This window comes from Micromonospora sp. CA-240977 (assembly GCF_050942285.1).
Lineage (GTDB): Bacteria > Actinomycetota > Actinomycetes > Mycobacteriales > Micromonosporaceae > Micromonospora.
In genome coordinates this window covers 5,807,906-5,826,418 of sequence record NZ_CP192055.1, presented here as the reverse complement: position 1 = coordinate 5,826,418, position 18,513 = coordinate 5,807,906, and the positions used below count along the sequence as shown (strand labels likewise).

Below are 18,513 nucleotides of genomic sequence, written 5' to 3'. Positions count from 1 at the left end.
AAGTCCGATTTAACGCATAGAGTGCCGATATCGTGTGATGTCCTCACCGGAGGAAAGACGGAAATGATCCTCGTGGAACGCAGTGCGCACGTGGCGGCGCCAATTGAAGTGGTCTGGGATGTCGTGCAGCGGGCCGAGCAGTTGCCGGCCTGGCTGGCCGGCGTCCGCGCGGCCGAAGTGCTCTCGGGAGAGGGCTTCGGCCGGCGACAACTGGTCCAGGCGGGACGCGGCGCGGCGCATGAGGCCGAGGTGATCGCCTACCAGGAGCCGACGCTGATCGGCTGGCGGGAACGGGCCAAGGGCGCGGGCTCTCGGGCGGAGGCACGCACCGAGATCTACGTCCAGCTCACCACCGACGAGGAGGAGGGCGGGACCATCGTGCGGCTCATCGTGGTCCGCTGGCCGGCCGGCCCGGTCAAGGCGGCCCTGCTGCGACTCGGACTGCGTCGGGTCGGCGCCGACCTGGAGGACTCGCTGGCCCGGCTCACCGACCTGGCCGCCGTCGGCTGACGAGCGCCCATCCTCCCGGCGTCACCCGCGACGGCGGTGGTCCGGATCCCCGCCAGGGACCCCGGACCACCGCCGCTTCCGCCCTCGGGCCGGGTGTGGCCGTACCAGAAAGGGCCCGACGCGGGTGCGCCGGGCCCTTTCTGGATGGTGCTCGATCAGCTGTCGCCGCCGGTCTCGCCGACCGGGGCGGCGTTGACGTCGTCGATCGCGTACTTCTTGGCGGCCTCGGCCGGCACCGTGGTCGCCACCGCGCCGCCGCGGGCGAGCTGCCGCAGCGTGGCCACCACAATCGACTCCGCGTCGACGTGGAAGTGCCGGCGCAGCGCGTGCCGGGTGTCCGACATGCCGAAACCGTCGGTGCCGAGCGACGTGTAGTCGCCGGGTACCCAGCGGGCGATCAGATCCGGTACCGCACGCATGAAGTCGCTGACCGCGACCTTCGGCCCGTCCGCGTCGGCCAGCTTCTGCTGGATGTACGGAACCTTCGCCTCGGCGCCCGGGTTGAGCAGGTTGTACTCCTCGGTCTCCACCGCGTCGCGGCGCAGCTCGGTCCAGGAGGTCACCGACCAGACGTCGGCGCCGACCCCCCAGTCCTGGGCGAGCAGCTGCTGCGCCTTGAGCGCCCACTGCATGCCGGTGCCCGAGGCGAGCAGGTTGGCCTTCGGGCCGTCGACCTGCGGGGCCGGCGAGTAGCGGTAGATGCCCTTGAGCAGGCCCTCCACGTCCACGTCGGCCGGCTCGGCCGGCTGCAGGGTCGGCTCGTTGTAGACCGTCAGGTAGTAGAAGACGTTCTCCTGCGCGTCCCCGTACATCCGGTGCAGACCCTGCTCCAGGATGTGCGCGATCTCGTACGCGAACGCCGGGTCGTACGCCACCACTGCCGGGTTGGTGGCCGCGATCAGCAGCGAGTGCCCGTCCTCGTGCTGGAGGCCCTCACCGTTGAGAGTGGTCCGACCCGCGGTGGCGCCGAGCAGGAAGCCCCGGGCCATCTGGTCGGCCGCGGCCCACAGTCCGTCGGCGGTCCGCTGGAACCCGAACATCGAGTAGAAGATGTACATCGGGATCATCGGCTCGTCGTGCGTGGCGTACGCCGAACCGGCAGCGGTGAACGAGGCCACCGAACCGGCTTCGTTGATCCCCTCGTGCAGGATCTGCCCGGAGGTCGACTCCTTGTACGACAGGAACAGCTCGCGGTCGACCGAGGTGTAGCGCTGGCCGTGCGGCGAGTAGATCTTCGCGGTCGGGAAGATCGAGTCGAGACCGAAGGTGCGGGCCTCGTCCGGGATGATCGGCACCCAGCGCTTGCCGAACTCCTTGTCCTTCATCACGTCCTTGAGCAGACGGACGAAGGCCTGCGTGGTGGCCACCTTCTGCTTGCCCGAGCCGCGCTTGATGTCGGCGAACCGCTCCGGGCCGGGGATGGCCAGCCGCTTGGTGCTGGTCCGCCGGGACGGCAGGTACCCGCCGAGCTGCTCGCGCCGCTCCTTCAGGTACTGGATCTCGTCCGACTTCTCACCCGGGTTGTAGTACGGCGGCAGGTAGGGGTTGTCCTCCAGCGCCTTGTCCGGGATGTCCAGGTAGAGGCGGTCGCGGAAGGTCTTCAGATCCTCCAGCGTCAGCTTCTTCATCTGGTGGGTCGCGTTGCGGCCCTCGAAGTGCGAGCCGAGCGTCCAGCCCTTGATCGTCTTCGCCAGGATGACGGTGGGCTGACCGGTGTGCTCGGTGGCCGCCTTGTAGGCCGCGTAGAGCTTGCGGTAGTCGTGCCCACCCCGCTTGAGGTTCCAGATTTCGTCGTCGCTCAGCGGGTCGACCATCTTGCGGGTCCGCGCGTCGCGGCCGAAGAAGTGCTCCCGCACGTACGCGCCGGACTCGGCCTTGTACGTCTGGTAGTCACCGTCGGTCGTGGTGTTCATGAGGTTGACCAGCGCGCCGTCGGTGTCCGCGGCGAGCAGCGGGTCCCACTCGCGGCCCCAGACCACCTTGATGACGTTCCAACCGGCGCCCCGGAAGAACGCCTCCAACTCCTGCATGACCTTGCCGTTGCCCCGGACCGGGCCGTCCAGCCGCTGGAGGTTGCAGTTGATCACGAAGGTGAGGTTGTCCAGCTCCTCGCGGGCGGCCACGCCGATGGCGCCCAGCGTCTCCGGCTCGTCCATCTCGCCGTCGCCGAGGAACGCCCAGACGTGCTGCTGCGAGGTGTCCTTGATGCCGCGGTGCTGCAGGTACCTGTTGAACCGGGCCTGGTAGATCGCGTTCAGACCGCCGAGGCCCATCGAGACGGTGGGGAACTCCCAGAAGTCCGGCATCAGCCGCGGGTGCGGGTACGACGGCAGCCCGCCACCGGGGTGCGACAGCTCCTGGCGGAACCCGTCGAGCTGGTGCTCGCTGAGCCGCCCCTCCAGGAACGCCCGCGCGTACATGCCGGGGGAGGCGTGGCCCTGGTAGAAGATCTGGTCGCCACCGCCCGGGTGGTTCTTGCCCCGGAAGAAGTGGTTGAAGCCCACCTCGTAGAGCGACGCGGAGCTGGCGAAGGTGGAGATGTGCCCGCCGACGCCGATCTCCGGGCGCTGCGCCCGGTGCACAAGCATTGCGGCGTTCCACCGGACGTACGCCCGGATCCGCCGCTCGACGTGCTCGTCACCCGGGAACCACGGCTCGCGCTCCGACGGGATGGTGTTGATGTAGTCGGTGGTGGTCAGGGGCGGAACCCCGACCTGACGCTCACGGGCGCGCTCCAGCAGGCGCAGCATGACGTACCGGGCGCGTTTGGCACCGCGTTCGTCGATGACACCGTCAAGCGACTCGACCCATTCGCTTGTCTCTTCAGGGTCGATGTCCGGAAGCTGGCTCGGTAGGCCGTCGCTGATCACCGGGCGCTTGCGTTCCGTAGCCACAGGCGTTCCCTCGGTTGTGTGTGGGATAGGTCTCTAGCGCCATCCTGCCCCCTGGTGGCACCCCTCGTCACGTCTAGGTGCCCCGGACGCGATGCTGAACACAGGTACCCGCCGGTAACTTAGCGCGACGGAGGCCCCTGGACCTTGTTCTGGCTTCCTACCGTGACGGTGTGAACGGGCGACGAGTGGCTGTCGGCGGTGTGCTTCTGGCGATTGGGGCGCTCGCGGCGATCCCCGGGACACGGGTGCTGCTGACGGGTGATCCCGCCGCGCTTCCGGTCGTGATCTTCGGCCTGGCCGCCGTGGTGTTCGGCGCGGTCCAGGCACGCGACGGCCTACGGCCTTCGGCCGCCGGGCGGACGCGGCCGGTGCCCGGTCCGCGCCGCCGGCACGCGAGGACCGGCATCCCGCCGACCTACTACGGGAGCGACCCGGACGGTGGGTACGGGTCGGACGGCGGTGGCTCGTCCGACGGCGGTGGCTCGTCCGACGGCGGTGGCTCGTCCGACGGCGGTGGCTCGTCCGACGGTGGCGGCTGGTCCGGAGTCGGCGGCGACTCGGGTGGTAGCGGCTGGTCTGGAGGTGGTGGCTGGTCCGACGGTGGTGGCTGGTCCGGAGGAGGTGGCTGGTCCGGAGGGGGCGGCGACTCGGGCGGTGGTGGCGGTGGCGGCGGCTCCTGACCCGTGTCTGCGGCAGAATGCGACGTATGCGCAGCGACGTGATCACCGTCCAGACCGGGTCCCGCCCGACCGTCCGAGACATCACCGCGGAGGCCCAGCAGTTCGTCTCCAACGAGGGCGACGGCCTGCTGCACGTGTTCGTGCCGCACGCCACCGCCGGCCTGGCGATCATCGAAACCGGGTCGGGCTCCGACGACGACCTGCTCAGCGCGCTGAACGACCTGCTGCCCACGACAGATCGCTGGCGACACCGACACGGCTCGCCCGGCCACGGCCGTGACCACGTGCTGCCGGCGTTCGTCCCCCCGTACGCCACGCTGCCGGTGCTCGGCGGACGACTGGTGCTCGGCACCTGGCAGTCCATCTGCCTGGTCGACACCAACGGCGACAACCCCACCCGCCAGGTCCGTTTCTCCTTCCTCCCCGGCTGACCACAGCCCACCCCCGTCGCCTCGCCGCCGGTCGCCTCGCCGTTCGTCGCCTCAGCGCCCCGCGTCCAGCGCCAGCGCCAGCCCAGTGCCCAGCGCCGATGTCCAGCGCCCGGCGCGTGGCACCGGCCGAGCGGCAGTGCCCGGTGCCGGGGGCGGCAGTGCCTGGTGCCGAGCGGCCACCGCCAGCGCCCAGCGCCAGCGCCAGCGCCCTGTCCAGCGCCCAAGATCGTGCTTGATCCTGGATCTAGGTGTGTCCGGCTCCGGGGATGCCACTACATCCACGATGTTGCGCGAGTGGACACCCGGCGCCGGGTCGGCCGTGATCCTTGGTCTCGAGTCCCGGCTGGGTCAGCACTCCCAGGACGGCAAATCCGCCCAAAGTTGGGCACCGTCTTGTCGCGGGGTGACCGCTGGACGCGTGAACCACTCGGCTTTACGGAAGTCGCGGTGTCCGGGGGCGTCTGATACCCCGACATCACTGACTCCGAGTCGACCATGAACGCGCGGGGATGTCCGTCCGGCCGGTAGGCCCGAACCTGAGCGCTGAGCTGGCGGAACGGCGCGCTGCGTACGATGTGGCAGTGACTCAGGAGGTGTTCTCCGCAGCGGGTGGACCGGTGGATCGGGCTGGTCTCGCCGACGATGTGGTGCGCCGGATGGCCCACGTGACCACCGCGCTGCGACACCGGCAGGGTGCCGCGTTCGCCCAGTTGGGGCTCACCCCCGCCACGGCCCGGGCGTTGCACGAGCTGGACCCGGACCACCCGCTGCCGGCCCGCGATCTCGCCGAGCGGTTGGGTTGCGACAGGTCGAACGTGACGGTGCTGGTGGACAAGCTGGAGCAGGCCGGGTTGGTCCAGCGCCACACCGACCCGTCGGACCGTCGGCAGAAGACGCTTGTGGTGACCGGGGAGGGCCGTGGTGTGCGGGACCGGGTGACCGAGGTGATGTCCGACTCCCGACTCCTGTCCGGGCTGACCGATCGGGAGCTGAGCACCCTTCGTGACCTGGTCCGGAAGATGTCCGGGGGTGACGGTTTGGAGCCGTGTGGGCCGGAGTGAGTCAACCCGCGCCGACCGTGTCCCACTGGGCGACCAGGGCTCCCGTCGGTAATGCTGTCCCTCGTGACAACCCCGCAAGATCTCGACGACCGGTTCCGGGAGACGCTGGCGGCGCTGCCCGCCGCGGGGCGGCGGTGTGACCCCGCCGACCCGATCAACGACGACGCCCCACTGACCGGCGCACAGGTGCTGGACCTGTTCGACGCGCAGGTGACCAGCCGGCAGCTCGACCTGGCCGGCCGGTGGCTGCGCAGCTTCGGGGAGGGTTTCTACACCATCGGCTCGGCGGGGCACGAGGGCAACGCCGCGGTCGCCGCCGCGCTGCGCCCCACCGATCCGGCGCTGTTGCACTACCGCTCCGGCGCCTTCTACTGCGTCCGCGCCGCGCAGGCCGCCGCCGGCTCCGCACCAAACGCCAACGCGGCGCCGCCCGGCTCCGTGCCGCCGAGGTCCGAGCCGCCCAGCTCCGTGCCGGCCGGGTCCGTGCCTTCCGGCGACGTGCCGCCGGGGTCGGAGCCGCCCGGGTCCGCGCGGCCCGGGTCCGCGCGGCCCGGGTCCGTGCCGCCCGGGTCCGTGCCGGCTGGTTCCGTTTCAGCTGGGTCCGAGCCATCCTGGTCCGTGCGGCCCGGGTCCCAGCTGGCTGGGTCCGAGCCGGCCGTCCTCGAACGGCCGACCGAGCGGTCGACCGACCCCGAGGCGCTGATCGATCCCGAGGCGCTGATCGACCCTGATCACCTGGCCGACTCCGACTCGACCGACCCCCAGCCCGCCGGGTCCGAGCCGCCCACCGGCGGGTTCGCGCCGTACGCGGACGCGGCCCGGGACGTGCTGCGCGGGATGGTCGCCTCCAGCCAGGAGCCGATCGCCGGCGGCCGGCACAAGGTGTTCGGCCGGGCCGACCTGGCCATCGTGCCGACCACCTCCACCATCGCCTCGCACCTGCCCCGCGCGGTCGGGATGGGACTGGCCGTGGAACGGCTGCGCCGGCTGGACAGCGCCGGGCGGCGTACCGGGGCGGGGGTGCGGGTTGGCAGCGGCGCGGGCGCCGCAGCCAACCCGTGGCCACCGGACGCGATAGTGGTCTGTTCCTTCGGTGACGCCTCGGTCAACCACGCCAGCGCCACCGCCGCGTTCAACACCGCCGGCTGGTACGACCACGCCGGGCTGCGCATTCCGGTGCTCTTCGTCTGCGAGGACAACGGGCTGGGCATCAGCGTGCGCTCGCCGGAGGGCTGGGTCGAGGCGACCCTGCGGGCCCGGCCGGGCATCCGCTACTTCAGCGCGGACGGGGCCGACCCGGTGCGGACGTACGCGGTGGCGGAGGAGGCCGCGGCCTGGGTGCGCCGGAACCGGCGTCCCGCCGTGCTGCACCTGCGCACGGTACGGCTGATGGGTCACGCCGGGGCGGACGCCGAGTCGGCGTACCGGAGCCCGGCCGAGCTGGCCGAGGACCTGGACCGGGACCCGGTGGTCGCCACCGCGCGGCTGCTCGTCGAGGCCGGGGTGGCCACCGGCGAGGAGTTGCTGGCCCGGTACGACGAGACCGGCTGGCAGGTCCGCCGGCTGGCCGAGGAGGTGCTGGGCGAGCCGAAGCTGGCCTCCGCGGCCGACGTGGTGTCGGCGCTGGCGCCCCGCCGCCCGGTGCGGGTGGCGCGGGCGGTGGGTGACGCCGCGGCGCGGGCCGGCGGTCCGGGCGCCGGTGCCCGGGCGGAGGCGTTCGGGGGCAAGCCGCCGGAGCTGGCCGGCCCGATGACCCTGGCGCAGAGCATCAACGCTGCGCTCGCCGACGGGATGCTCGACCACCCGCAGATGGCGATCTTCGGTGAGGACGTGGCCGCCAAGGGTGGCGTGTACGGGGTGACGAAGGGGCTGCGTGACCGTTTCGGGGCGGCCCGGGTCTTCGACACGTTGCTCGACGAGACGTCGGTGCTCGGGTTGGGCCTCGGCGCGGGGTTGGCCGGGATGCTGCCGGTGCCGGAGATCCAGTACCTGGCGTACCTGCACAACGCGGAGGACCAACTGCGCGGCGAGGCGGCCACGATGCAGTTCTTCTCGCGGGGGGCGTTCCGCAACCCGATGGTGGTCCGGGTGGCCGGGCTCGCGTACCAGGAGGGGTTCGGCGGGCACTTCCACAACGACAACTCGGTGGCCGTACTCCGGGATGTGCCCGGTCTGGTGGTCGCGGTGCCGGCGCGGCCGGACGACGCGGCGCCGATGCTGCGGACCTGCCTGGCCAGCGCGGCGGTGGACGGCAGTGTGTGCGTGTTCGTGGAGCCGATCGCGCTCTACCACACCCGGGACCTGTACGCGGATGGCGACGGGGAGTGGCTGGCCGGCTATCCGGAGCCGGGCGCGTGGGTGTCCGGGCACGTGCCGATCGGCCGGGCCCGGGTCTACCGGGTCGGCTCGGCCGACGACCTGACCATCATCACCTTCGGTAACGGGGTGCGGATGTCGCTGCGGGCCGCGGCGGTCCTCGCCGAGGAGGGCGTGGGCACCCGGGTGGTGGACCTGCGCTGGCTGGCGCCGCTGCCGGTGGCCGACATCATCAGGGAGTCCTCGGCGACCGGCCGGGTGCTGGTGGTGGACGAGACGCGCCGCTCCGGCGGGGTGGGGGAGGGGGTCATCGCCGCCCTGGTCGACGCCGGATATGTCGGTGCCGCACGGCGCGTGGCGGGAGTTGACTCGTTTGTACCATTAGGTCCGGCAGCACGTCAGGTTCTGGTCTCCGCGGAAGCCATTACCGACGGTGCCCGTACGCTGCTGGCACGGTAAATTCCGTTCCACCCGGTGCGCCACTTGCGCGCGGACGCACAACTGTGTGGACTTTGCCTGACGGCGTCGCACCGACGCCGCGAGCAGGGACGAGATGAGGAGGCACGCGACAGTGAGCGCGACCGCTGGTCAGGCCGCCGACGGGGTACGCAGCCTGGCGGACCGGTTCGGGATCGAACCGGGGATGGTCGTCATGGAGATGGGGTACGACGACGACGTCGACCAGGATCTCCGGGACGCCCTGACCGACCGCTGTGGAGAGCTTGTCGACGAGGACACCGACGAGGTGGTCGACGCGGTGCTGGTCTGGTACCGAGACGGCGACGGTGACCTTTTCGAACTTCTCGTCGATGCCCTCGGCCCGCTGGCCGACAACGGGGTCGTGTGGCTACTCACCCCGAAGGCGGGGCGTGACGGGCACGTCGAGCCGAGCGAGGTCGCGGAGTCCGCGCCCACCGCCGGCCTTCAGCAGACCTCGACCGTCAACGCCGGCCGGGACTGGAGCGGCGCACGGCTGGTGCTGCGCCGAGGGGCCAAGGCCAAGAAGTAGCCCGCGCCGCTTCGCAGGCCCGGCGGTCCACCGTCGGGTCGCAGGCCGGCGCGGTTTCCCCGACTCGACCCGAGGAGAGTTCGCATGCCCATCGAGGTTGGTGCCGAGGCGCCGGACTTCGTCCTGAAGGACCAGAACAACCAGGAAGTCCGACTCTCGGACTTTCGGGGCAGGCGCGCCGTCCTGCTGGTCTTCTACCCGTTCGCCTTCACCGGCACCTGCCAGGGTGAGCTGTGCGAGGTGCGGGACAACCTCGACGCGTACGTGAACGACGACGTCCAGGTGTTGACGATCAGTGTCGACTCGGTCTTCAGCCACAAGGTCTGGGCCGACCGTGAGGGTTACCAGTTCCCGATGCTTGCCGACTTCTGGCCGCACGGCGCCGTCGCCCAGGCGTACGGGGTCTTCAACGACACTGCCGGCTTCGCCAACCGGGGCACCTTCGTCATCGACAAGACCGGCGTGGTCCGCTTCGCCGAGATGAACGGTCCGGGCGAGGCCCGCGACCAGCAGGGCTGGCGCAAGGCCATCGCCGAAGCGACCGGCTGACCGGAGTACGCCGTGCGCCGGTGCCGGCGGCGAGCAGGGTAAGCTTGCCAGCCACCGGCCCGCCGCACTGGCGATCCGGGCGCGTAGCTCAGTGGGAGAGCACCCGCCTTACAAGCGGGGGGTCGCAGGTTCGAAACCTGCCGCGCCCACCCTTGACCAGCCCGCACCGCCCCGAGAGACGTCAGGACTGGCTGCGGGTCCACTGCTGGTTGGTGCCGCTTCCGCAGGTGTACTGAGTGATGTCGGTGCCGTCCGCGGTGCCGCCGCTCACCACGTCCAGGCACTTGCCGCTGTGTCGGGCGCGCAGCTGGTAGTAGTTGCCGGTGGCGACCCACTGCCACTGCTGGTTGGTGCCCCCGCCGCAGCTGTACTGGACGACGTTGGCGTTGTTGGCGGTGGAGGCGTCGGCGACGTCGAGGCACTTGCCGCTGTTCTGGTTGACGATCCGGAAGTAGCCGCTACCGGCGTCGCGGAACTCCCACTTCTGGTTCGCGCCGCCGTTCCAGGACCATTGTTTGACCTCGGCGTTGTCGGTGGTGGCCTGGTCCAGCACGTCGACCACCTTGCCGCTGTTGCGGTTGGTGATGCGGTAGTAGAGCGGCGCCTCTCCGGTGACGGTGCCCGTGGCGGCGTCGATGGTGATGGTGGGATACCAGGTCAGACTCATGGTCGTGGCGGAGGGGAAGGCGATCGGCAACCACACGTACTGGGAATCGTTCACCGGCCCGCCCCAGCCGCCGGCCCAGCGGTCGCCGAGGTAGAGGTAGCTCGTCGTCGACGTGCCCTGGATGGGGAGCACGAAGGCCGATTGGGAGCGGAAGGTGGTCGAGTCGGCGACGTTCGTCATGCCGGTCCACGGACCGGAGATGCTGGACGCCGTGGCGTACCTGGCCTGGTTCGGGCTCCAGCCGGTCAGGCCCGAGGTGAGCAGGAAGTAGGTGCTACCGCGCTTGAACAGAGCCGGTGCCTCACGGTTGGCGTCGTTCCAGAAGTTGCCGACCAGCGTGGCCGGGGTGAGGTAGTCGGCGGTGAGGCGGTAGATGAGTAGGTCGCGGTTCTCGTCGCCGGCGGAGATCATGTAGGCGGTACCGCCGTCGTTGTAGAGCGTGATGTCCCGCGACATGTTTCCCAACGGCCGGAAGCTGCCGTGGTAGGTGTAGGTGCCGTCCACGGTGGCCGAGGAGGCGACGGCGGCCCTGGCCTCGCCGTAGTCGCTGCCGTTCTCCTTGTGCATCCACATCACGTACCGGTTGGTGCTGGCGTTGTAGATGACCTTCGGCCGCTCGATGTTTGCCGATTGCAGCTCCGCCGCCGACGACTGGGTCAGCACGTTGTTGCGGAACTCCCAGTCGCGCAGGTTGGTGGAGCGGTAGACGGAGACGGCCCGGAACGTGTTGTTGGCGTTGCGGTTCTCGCCGAACCAGTAGTAGTAGTCGGCGACCTTGAGCACCCCACCGCCGTGCGCGTGCAGCACGTTGCCGTTGGTGTCGGTGAACTGCGTGCCGTTGGGGATCGTGACCGGCGCGGCCTGGGCCGGGGCGGCGGCCACTGTGGTGACCGCCACGATCGCCGTTCCGACCAGGGTGAGCGCTGCCATCAGGGATAGAAGCCGTCGTCTCACTACGTTCGTCCTTCCGTGGGCGGGCGGTGACCGCCGCCAGCATCGGAGCGACACCCTCGGACTCCGGTGCCATCCACCGCTGACCGGTGACGTTCACACCGGGGTGACACCTTGCCAACCGACTGGGGACCCGGCGCCACCGTCCGAACCAATTCATTGATGAATGTACATCTCTGGTCGTCGTCGACGGCCGCATCCTTCGGCCAGTGCCGTTGTGGAAGCCAGTGCGGATTCGCGGACGACGAGGTCGGGGGTGACCGGCACTCGGTCGGTGGCCAGCGGTCACCGTCGAGTAGTCGGGAGACCATGAGTCCGACGGCAAGGCCGCCGACGTGGCTCTTCGACGGCCGGACGGTGGTGATCGCGGGGTCGGCAGCCAAGCCTGGCGAGTAGGTCCGGACTCGACGGCTCACAGCACCAGCCCGGCGTTGACCGCACCCGTTAGCCTTCGCGGCTATGGGCGCAATCAAGCCGTGGCACCTCGTACTCCTCAGTCTTTGTTGTCTGCTGCCGACGGCGGCGGCGATCGCCGGTGGTGTCTGGGCCGTACGCCGAAAGCGCACCCGGCGCTGAGGCCCTAGTCCCACGCGGGGTCAGGCGCGATCCCGATGCGGTCCTGGGACGGGCAGGCGTCGAGGGCTATGTTCGGGCGTTTCTGGGGCGCGACACGATCGCACCAGCAGTCGAGCAGCTGACCCTACCGACCACCGAAACAGCGTTGCAGCACGACCGCCCTTAGCGCCCGTGTCGAAGTCACAGGCGGTCACGCCGCGTCGTGTACGGCAGTCCGGCCGGAGTTGACGAGGTCGATGCGCCAGTCATTGCTGCGCATCAGGGAGCCGCTGCCCGGCGGGTACTCGAAATCGCAGGGTCCGAGGAGAGTGAAGCCAAGGCGGTGGCAGAGTGCGTTGGAGGGGGCGTTCTCGACTGAGGGAAACGCGTGCAGGCTGTTGGGCGTGTCGGAATGACGAGCAACCTCACGGACGATGGTGATCAGGGCGGTACCGGCAGCGGAGGCAATGCCTCGGCCCTGGTAGGGCGGTAGGACGTTCCAGCCGGTCTCGTAGATCTGCTCGTTCTGCCAGTCACGCTGGTGGTAGGCGATGCTGCCAACCATCTCGTCGCCGAGCAGTACGGCGAACATGCAGCCGCGGCCAGTCGCCGGCATGGCAAGGTATCGGCGGTGCCGAGCAAGCAGCTGTTCCTCCGGCTCGGGACCGCTGACGTGTCGACGCATCTGTGGGGTGTTGATCCGGCGCAGAAGGTCGAGCGCGGGGTCCGACCAAGGCTCAAGACGAACGTCCATGCCGCGCAGCCTGGCAGGCTTCGGGATCATCAAGCACCCTCATTTCGACCGGGTGCGGCTCCCGCCCGCCTGTGCAACTCGGGCCTGCGCCGGAGTCGGCGGTGACGGGGCGACGAGAACCCGGCCCGTAGGTGATCGATAGATGGCGATGCGGCGAGCTCCCGCTGAGCTACTCCGGTCCCGGGGCAACGAGCGCGAAGTGTCGCGAGAACTCGACGGCTTCGTCCAGGTGGAGAGTGGCAACGGACGATTCCGCAAGCGGTGGGGTGTCCGGGCGGACCGCGAAGCGGGTCCGTATCAGCGTGTCGTCCGGGCCCTCCTCGTCGATGGCCACCAGCTCGGGCGGCGTGCCCGGACGACCGGTGCCCGACGCGGTCCAGCGGTATCGCACCTCCAACTCGCCGTCCTCGACGCACGTCCAGGTCAGTTGGCTCACCGATGCGCCACCGGCGGCGTTGGCCCACGCGCTCCAGCCGGTGCCGTCGCTCTGGAGACACACCCAGCTGGACTCCATCGCTGCGTAGTCGTAGGGGCCGCTGTCCCACAGCCCGACGAGGTTCTCGTCCCGCATCAGAGGCTGCCCAGGTTGAGTCGTAGGGCGTGCATCGCCACCTCCTCGAACGACTTGTCGAACAGCTCGACGCGTACGTCGTCGGCGAGGACCTCGACGAGGTCTTCGTGGCACACCACGAGGAAGTGGCGCAGCTCTGCGCGATGGTAGCCCTCGTCATCGCCGCCGGTCACTGTGGAACCCGGGGCTCAGCTCTGCGGGCGCAGCGCCCGGAGCAGGACGGTGCGTAGCGCGTCGGCGGCTTCGGCCGGCGGCATCCGACCGGCGTCCACCTCCTCGCCAGCGGCGTGCCCGATCTTGATGGTGACCGCGGCGAGCCACTCGGCCGGGAGGTCCTTGTCGAACTCGCCGCTCGCCTGACCACGCCGGATCACCCGGCTGATCCGATCGGCGATCGGTGCGTGGCGTTCCTGGTCGGCCTGCGGGCTCACCGGGACCGACGCGATCTGCTGGACGAGGACCGGATGGCGCCCCGCGATCCCGCTGCCGGCCCGCAGGACGCGGATCAGCGCCTCGGCGGCCGGTCCGGTGTCCGGCTCGGCGGCGTCCATGGCGGCGACTGCCTCATCGGTGATCCGGTCGACGACTGCTGCCAGCAGGTGTTCGCGGGACGGGAAGTGGGCGTAGACGGTCTGCCGGGTCACCCCGGCGGCGCTGGCGATGGCGTCGAGGCTGGCGTCCGGCTGCGCGTCGAGCAGACGCAGTGCCGCGTCGACGATCGCGCCGTTGTTGCGGCGGGCGTCGGCACGGCGGTGGTGGCGCTCCGCTGGACCACTCATCTTTTACACCTTGCCAAGGTTTCTCGGACGTCGATATATTACAGCCCGTAAAGTTTCGTTCAGAGATCACGGGCTGGCGGTGGGTAGTATGCGCGCTCTCGATGGCACCGATCCCAGGCAGTTCATCGCCGACTTCTTCACCTCCTTCATGGCCGACCTGGTCCGCGGAGACGAAGACGTGGCGCTGGTCGTCGACAGGTACCACACACCCGACATCGTGCAGATCGCCGATGGCAGCCGGATGGACCGCGCCAAGCTCATCGCGCACGCCCGGCCGGCTCAGAAACACCAACCCGACGCCAGTTGGGAGGTGCACGAGGCGCTGGCCGACGGCGACCGGATCGCCGCCCGCTACACCCTGCACTTCCAGAACCGGAAGCGCGAGGGCAGCGTGGAGGTGCACTTCTTCGGGCAGTTCGCCGACGACGGGCGGATGCGGCGGGCGCACCTGCTCACCCGGCCCCTTCCCGTCCGGGCCGGCGCGGCACCACCGCCGCCGGAAGCGCCCGCCGGCCGCCAGGTCCCGGCATGACCATCGGCGTCTACCGCGTTCTGGGCATGGCATGCGGCCACTGTGAACGCTTCGTCACCGAGGAGATCGAACGAATCCCCGGCGTTACCGGCGTGGCCGTCGATGTCGAACTCGACACCGTCACGGTGACCAGTGACCGGCCACTCGACATCGACGAGGTGCGCGCCGCCGTCGAGGAAGCCGGCTACGAACTTCCCTGACGCGGTCCGACATCGGCTACCTGGACCGGCCTCGGTCGCCCCGATAGCCTCGATCACCATGACCAACGCCGAGGAGTACGGTCACCCCGAGCCGCCGATCGCGGGCGACGAGACCGCCACCCTGTTGGGCTCCCTGGACCGCCAGCGCGCCACCCTGGCGTGGAAGGCCGGCGGGCTCGACGCCGCCGGTCTGCGGGCGACTCTCGGCCCGTCGTCGATCACCCTGGGCGGGCTGCTCAAGCACCTGGCGCTTGTCGAGGACCTCTACTTCTCGTTCAAGCTGGCCGGACGCTCACCCGGACCACCGTGGGACACCGTCGACTGGGACGCCAACCCCGGCTGGGAGTGGCGCTCCGCCGCCGAGGACACCCCCGACCAGCTCTACACGCTGTGGCGGGAGGCGGTGGCCCGCTCCCGGGCCACCGTCGCCGAGTTGCTGGCCGACGGCGGCCCGGAGCAGTTGGCCCGGGGCGAGTGGCCCGACGGCCGGGTGCCCAGCCTGCGCCGGGTCCTTGTCGACCTCATCGAGGAGTACGCGCGGCACGTCGGTCACGCCGACCTGATCCGGGAGTCGGTGGACGGGCTCACCGGCGAGGACCCGCCCCGCTGACGGTTCACCTCCGGGTGGCTGCGCCGCCCGGGTTCCTCAGCTGGTGAAGCCACCGTCCACATTGATGACCGCGCCGGTGACGAAGCCGGCCTCGGGACTGGCCAGGTGCGCGACGGTGGCGGCGATGTCGGCGGGCTGAGCGTAGCGGCCGACGGCGGTGAATCCGCTGATGGCTGCCGCGTTCGGTCCGTCCGCCGGGTTGGCGTCGGTGTCCGTCGGCCCGGGGTTGACCAGGTTGACGGTGATGTCCCGTGGGCCCAGCTCGCGGGCCAGGCCACGGGTCAACCCGACCAGAGCGGTCTTGCTCATCGAGTAGAGCGTCAGCCCGGGGAAGACGGCCCGCTCACCGACGTTGCTGCCGATGCTGATGATCCGTCCGCCCTCGCCCAGGTGCCGCAGCGCCGCCTGCACGGCGACGTACGGCGCCCGGATGTTCACCGCGATCGTCCGCTCCATCTCCGCCGTGCCCAGTTCGTCCATGGCGCCGACCAGGAAGACCGCCGCGTTGTTCACCAGGATGTCCAGCCGGCCCAGCTCGGCGGCCACCTGGTCGACCGCGCCCCGCACGGCACCCGGGTCGGCGCCGTCGGCCCGCACAGCCAGCGCCCGCCGGCCCAGCGCCTCGATCTGCCGCACCACTGTCGCGGCGCGCTCCGCGTCCTGCCGGTAGGTCAGCGCCACGTCGGCCCCGTCCTGGGCCAGTCGGAGGGCGATGCCCGCCCCGATGCCGCGGGACCCGCCGGTCACCAGGGCGACCTTGTCCTTCAGTGTCATCATGCAAACGATCATGTGGCCGGGCCGACCTCACCGTCTGGCGGCAATCGGACCCCTCGTTCCCACCCCCAAGTCCGATACCCGCGCCCCGCCGCCCCGCCCCCGCCGACCCGCAAGATCCGCGCAACTTCAGGGATCCTGCTGCCTCAAGAGTTGGCGAGACAGCAGGATCACCGAGGTTGCGCGGATCTTGGGCGTGGGGGAGGGTTGTCTTGAGGGACCGGGCGGCTGGGGAGGGTGATCGTGGGGCTGGGCGGCATTGGCGCGGTGTTGTTCGACATGGACGGCACCCTTGTCGACTCCGACGCCGCCGTCGAGCGAGCCTGGGAGCGCTGGGCCGCCGAGTACGGGGTCGATCCCGCAGCCGCGTTGGCGATCGCCCATGGCAGCCCCGCGGACCGGACCATCCGCCACCTGTTGCCCGCGCTCGACGACACCACTGTCGCCGCGGCGGCGGCGCGGCAACTCGCGTTGCAGTACGACGACCTGTCCGACGTGGTGGCCACCCCCGGGGCGCACGAACTGCTGATCGAGCTGGCCCGGCTGGGGCTGCCCTGGGCGGTGGTGACAAGCGCCGACACGCGGCTGGCCGAGGCTCGGCTCGGTGCCGCCGGCATCACCGCTCCGGTGCTCGTCACTGTGGAGGACGTGCGCGTCGGCAAGCCGGACCCGGAGGGTTACCGGCGGGCCGCCGACCTGTTGGGCGTACCCGTGACGCGGTGCCTTGTCGTCGAGGACGCCGAGGTCGGCCTGCGGGCCGGGCGGGCGGCCGGCGCGATGACCGCCGCGCTGAAGGGGCTCGACGGCGACCTGCGCCTCGACGACCTGACGCAGTTGGCGCGCCAGCTGGACCCGTCGCCGACCGCGCGCTGACCGGTCAACCCGGTGGCGTACCCGGGTGGGATCTGCTGCACTCGGCAACGACGGAGGGGAGGATTCGGTGGAGTTGACGTTGACGCCGATGACGGAGCAGGAACTGGCCCGGTTGCAGGAGCCGCTGGAACAGGGGTACGCGGAGGACCTGGTGGCGCACCGGGGGATGACCCCGGAGGCGGCCCTGGAGCGCTCGGTCAGCCAGATCCGGGAGTCGCTGCCGGCGGGCGCGGCGACCGAGGGGGCGCTGCTGCGGGTGGGCCGCGTCGACGACACCGAGGTCGGTTGGATCTGGGTGACCCTGCCGACGTCGGCCGCCCCGAGGCAGGCCTGGATCCAGAACATCGAGGTGCATCCGGCGCACCGGGCCCGCGGCCACGCGCGGCGGATGATTCAGCTCATCGAGGCCGAACTCGCCAAGCTCAGGGTGCCCGAGTTGGGGCTGAACGTCTTCGGTACGAACGCTGTCGCGATCGGGCTCTACCAGAGCCTGGGCTTCGAGGTCACCTCGCAGCAGATGGCGAAGCGGATCGCCCCGGAGGACTGAGCGGGCGTCGCCGGTCCGGAGCGACCCAGGACGGTCCCCCGGCAGGACTGTTCACCTGCCCAGCGGGAACCCGGCGCGGACCGCACCTGGGGAGGAGCGACGGATGACGCACGGTGCCGGACTGACCATCGGTGTGCTCGGCTCGTACGGTGGGCGGAACCTCGGCGACGAGGCGATCCTCACCGGCCTGCTCGCCGACCTGCGTATGCAGGAACCAAACGCCCGGATCATCGTCTTCTCCCGTAACCCCGAGCACACCCGGGCCGCCCACCCGGACGTCGAGGCCGTGCCCTGGGAGGGCGTCAGCCGCACCGACTCGGCCCTGGTCCTGGCCCAGCTCGACCTGCTCATCCTGGGCGGCGGCGGCATCCTCTACGACCGGGAGGCCCGCCGGTACCTGCGGGTGGTCCGGGTCGCCCAGGAGCGCGGCCTGCCCCTGATCACGTACGCGGTGGGGGTCGGGCCGCTCAGCGACGGGGTGGACACCGGCATGGTCCGGGAGACGCTCGCCGGCGCGACCCAGGTGACGGTCCGTGACCAGGAGTCCCGGATGGTGCTGGAGGAGGCGGGTCTGCTCAATCCCATCACGGTCACCGCCGACCCGGCGTTCCTGCTGCAACCCGAGGACTTCCCGGCCCACCTGCTCGCCGAGGAGGGTGTGCCGGTCGGTAAGCGGCTGGTCGGGATCAGCGTGCGGGAACCGGGGCGGGCCGCCGAGCGGCTCGACGTGGACGGCTACCACCGGCTGCTGGCCCAGATCGGTGACTTCCTGGTGCACCGGATCGACGCGTACGTGCTGTTCGTGCCGATGGAACGCGACGACATCCGGCACGCCCACGGGGTGCTGTCCCACATGGTCGCCGCCGATCGGGGTCGGATCCTGCACGGCACCTACTCGCCGCAGCAGGTGCTCGGGCTGATGCGCCACTTCGACCTGGCCGTCGGCATGCGCCTGCACTTCCTGATCTTCGCGGCGATGGTCGGTACGCCATTCCTGCCCCTGCCGTACGCCGGCAAGGTCTTCGACCTGGCCCAGCGGCTCGGCGTGCCGGCGCTACGCGGCGTGGAGCGGGAGGTCGAGGGGCCACTGCTGGCCGAGGTGGACCGGCTGTGGGACGAGCGCGAGCAACGCGCGGAGGCCACCGCCCGACGGGTGGCGGAGGTGTGCGAGCAGGCGCGGGGCACCTCGGAGGTGACCCGCGGCGTGCTGGAGGGCCTCCGCACCCAGGCTCTCACCCGGGTCTGAGTGG

Annotated in this window: 20 protein-coding genes and 1 tRNA gene; 14 read left to right on the top strand and 7 right to left on the bottom strand. The window is 70.7% G+C overall.

Annotated elements, in window-relative coordinates:
* Positions 1–63: 63 nt before the first annotated feature.
* Positions 64–510, top strand: coding sequence for an SRPBCC family protein (locus tag ACQPWW_RS26240; RefSeq protein WP_433126218.1), 447 nt, complete (start codon positions 64–66; stop codon positions 508–510).
* A 155-nt stretch (positions 511–665) separates the two neighbouring features.
* On the opposite strand, the gene aceE is transcribed toward ACQPWW_RS26240, so the two are convergent.
* Entirely contained in the window at positions 666–3,404 is a 2,739-nt protein-coding gene (gene aceE / locus ACQPWW_RS26235) for a pyruvate dehydrogenase (acetyl-transferring), homodimeric type (protein ID WP_433126216.1), read from the bottom strand.
* A 170-nt stretch (positions 3,405–3,574) separates the two neighbouring features.
* On the opposite strand from aceE, the gene ACQPWW_RS26230 reads away from it, so the two are divergent.
* The 7 genes from ACQPWW_RS26230 to ACQPWW_RS26200 all read left to right on the top strand — a co-directional run bounded on the left by ACQPWW_RS26230 (position 3,575) and on the right by ACQPWW_RS26200 (position 9,599).
* Positions 3,575–4,084 carry a hypothetical protein gene (locus ACQPWW_RS26230; RefSeq protein ID WP_433126215.1) on the top strand — a complete coding sequence of 170 codons (510 nt, stop codon included), beginning with the start codon at positions 3,575–3,577 and terminating at the stop codon, positions 4,082–4,084.
* A gap of 26 nt (positions 4,085–4,110) precedes the next feature.
* Positions 4,111–4,515 (top strand): YjbQ family protein, encoded by a 405-nt coding sequence (locus tag ACQPWW_RS26225; protein WP_433126213.1) that lies wholly within the window; start codon positions 4,111–4,113, stop codon positions 4,513–4,515.
* Positions 4,516–5,171: 656 nt separating this feature from the next.
* A complete protein-coding gene (locus ACQPWW_RS26220; protein WP_433134571.1) occupies positions 5,172–5,576 on the top strand; it encodes a MarR family winged helix-turn-helix transcriptional regulator in 405 nt (134 codons plus the stop codon).
* A 210-nt stretch (positions 5,577–5,786) separates the two neighbouring features.
* On the top strand, positions 5,787–8,351 hold the full coding sequence (locus ACQPWW_RS26215) for a thiamine pyrophosphate-dependent enzyme (RefSeq protein WP_433134569.1): 2,565 nt from the start codon (positions 5,787–5,789) through the stop codon (positions 8,349–8,351).
* A 112-nt stretch (positions 8,352–8,463) separates the two neighbouring features.
* Positions 8,464–8,901 carry a DUF3052 domain-containing protein gene (locus tag ACQPWW_RS26210; protein WP_110565654.1) on the top strand — a complete coding sequence of 146 codons (438 nt, stop codon included), beginning with the start codon at positions 8,464–8,466 and terminating at the stop codon, positions 8,899–8,901.
* An 84-nt stretch (positions 8,902–8,985) separates the two neighbouring features.
* Positions 8,986–9,450 carry a peroxiredoxin gene (locus tag ACQPWW_RS26205; protein WP_433126212.1) on the top strand — a complete coding sequence of 155 codons (465 nt, stop codon included), beginning with the start codon at positions 8,986–8,988 and terminating at the stop codon, positions 9,448–9,450.
* A 77-nt stretch (positions 9,451–9,527) separates the two neighbouring features.
* Positions 9,528–9,599, top strand: a tRNA-Val gene (locus ACQPWW_RS26200).
* Positions 9,600–9,631: 32 nt separating this feature from the next.
* Here ACQPWW_RS26200 and ACQPWW_RS26195 read toward each other — a convergent pair.
* From ACQPWW_RS26195 to ACQPWW_RS26175, 5 genes are all read right to left on the bottom strand, one after another.
* Complete coding sequence (locus ACQPWW_RS26195) at positions 9,632–11,047, bottom strand: RICIN domain-containing protein (protein ID WP_433126211.1); 1,416 nt, start codon at positions 11,045–11,047, stop codon at positions 9,632–9,634.
* A 787-nt stretch (positions 11,048–11,834) separates the two neighbouring features.
* Positions 11,835–12,407, bottom strand: coding sequence for a GNAT family N-acetyltransferase (locus tag ACQPWW_RS26190; protein WP_433126210.1), 573 nt, complete (start codon positions 12,405–12,407; stop codon positions 11,835–11,837).
* Positions 12,408–12,546: 139 nt separating this feature from the next.
* Entirely contained in the window at positions 12,547–12,948 is a 402-nt protein-coding gene (locus ACQPWW_RS26185; RefSeq protein ID WP_433126209.1) for a hypothetical protein, read from the bottom strand.
* Positions 12,948–13,121: a hypothetical protein gene (locus ACQPWW_RS26180; protein WP_433126207.1), complete on the bottom strand. Its 174-nt coding sequence runs from the start codon at positions 13,119–13,121 to the stop codon at positions 12,948–12,950. Before ACQPWW_RS26180 ends, ACQPWW_RS26185 begins: the two co-directional genes overlap by 1 nt.
* A gap of 15 nt (positions 13,122–13,136) precedes the next feature.
* On the bottom strand, positions 13,137–13,727 hold the full coding sequence (locus ACQPWW_RS26175; RefSeq protein ID WP_433126206.1) for a TetR/AcrR family transcriptional regulator: 591 nt from the start codon (positions 13,725–13,727) through the stop codon (positions 13,137–13,139).
* A gap of 88 nt (positions 13,728–13,815) precedes the next feature.
* Between ACQPWW_RS26175 and ACQPWW_RS26170 the strand changes: the two genes are divergently transcribed.
* The 3 genes from ACQPWW_RS26170 to ACQPWW_RS26160 are packed head-to-tail and all read left to right on the top strand — an operon-like array spanning position 13,816 to position 15,069.
* Positions 13,816–14,259, top strand: coding sequence for a nuclear transport factor 2 family protein (locus ACQPWW_RS26170; RefSeq protein WP_433126205.1), 444 nt, complete (start codon positions 13,816–13,818; stop codon positions 14,257–14,259).
* Positions 14,256–14,459, top strand: a complete 204-nt coding sequence (locus ACQPWW_RS26165; RefSeq protein ID WP_433126204.1) for a heavy-metal-associated domain-containing protein — start codon at positions 14,256–14,258, stop codon at positions 14,457–14,459. The genes ACQPWW_RS26170 and ACQPWW_RS26165 overlap by 4 nt, the downstream gene beginning before the upstream one ends.
* A 58-nt stretch (positions 14,460–14,517) precedes the next feature.
* Positions 14,518–15,069: a DinB family protein gene (locus ACQPWW_RS26160; RefSeq protein ID WP_433126203.1), complete on the top strand. Its 552-nt coding sequence runs from the start codon at positions 14,518–14,520 to the stop codon at positions 15,067–15,069.
* A gap of 36 nt (positions 15,070–15,105) precedes the next feature.
* Here ACQPWW_RS26160 and ACQPWW_RS26155 read toward each other — a convergent pair whose 3' ends face one another.
* Positions 15,106–15,846, bottom strand: coding sequence for an SDR family NAD(P)-dependent oxidoreductase (locus tag ACQPWW_RS26155; RefSeq protein WP_433126201.1), 741 nt, complete (start codon positions 15,844–15,846; stop codon positions 15,106–15,108).
* Positions 15,847–16,080: 234 nt separating this feature from the next.
* Here ACQPWW_RS26155 and ACQPWW_RS26150 point away from each other — a divergent pair, with 234 nt between their 5' ends.
* The 3 genes from ACQPWW_RS26150 (at position 16,081) to ACQPWW_RS26140 (ending at position 18,509) form a co-directional block, all read left to right on the top strand.
* A complete protein-coding gene (locus ACQPWW_RS26150) occupies positions 16,081–16,716 on the top strand; it encodes an HAD-IA family hydrolase (RefSeq protein WP_433126200.1) in 636 nt (211 codons plus the stop codon).
* Between the two features lie 67 nt (positions 16,717–16,783).
* Positions 16,784–17,263, top strand: a complete 480-nt coding sequence (locus tag ACQPWW_RS26145) for a GNAT family N-acetyltransferase (protein WP_433126198.1) — start codon at positions 16,784–16,786, stop codon at positions 17,261–17,263.
* A 103-nt stretch (positions 17,264–17,366) separates the two neighbouring features.
* Positions 17,367–18,509 (top strand): polysaccharide pyruvyl transferase family protein, encoded by a 1,143-nt coding sequence (locus tag ACQPWW_RS26140; RefSeq protein WP_433126196.1) that lies wholly within the window; start codon positions 17,367–17,369, stop codon positions 18,507–18,509.
* The last annotated feature ends 4 nt before the right edge of the window (positions 18,510–18,513 follow it).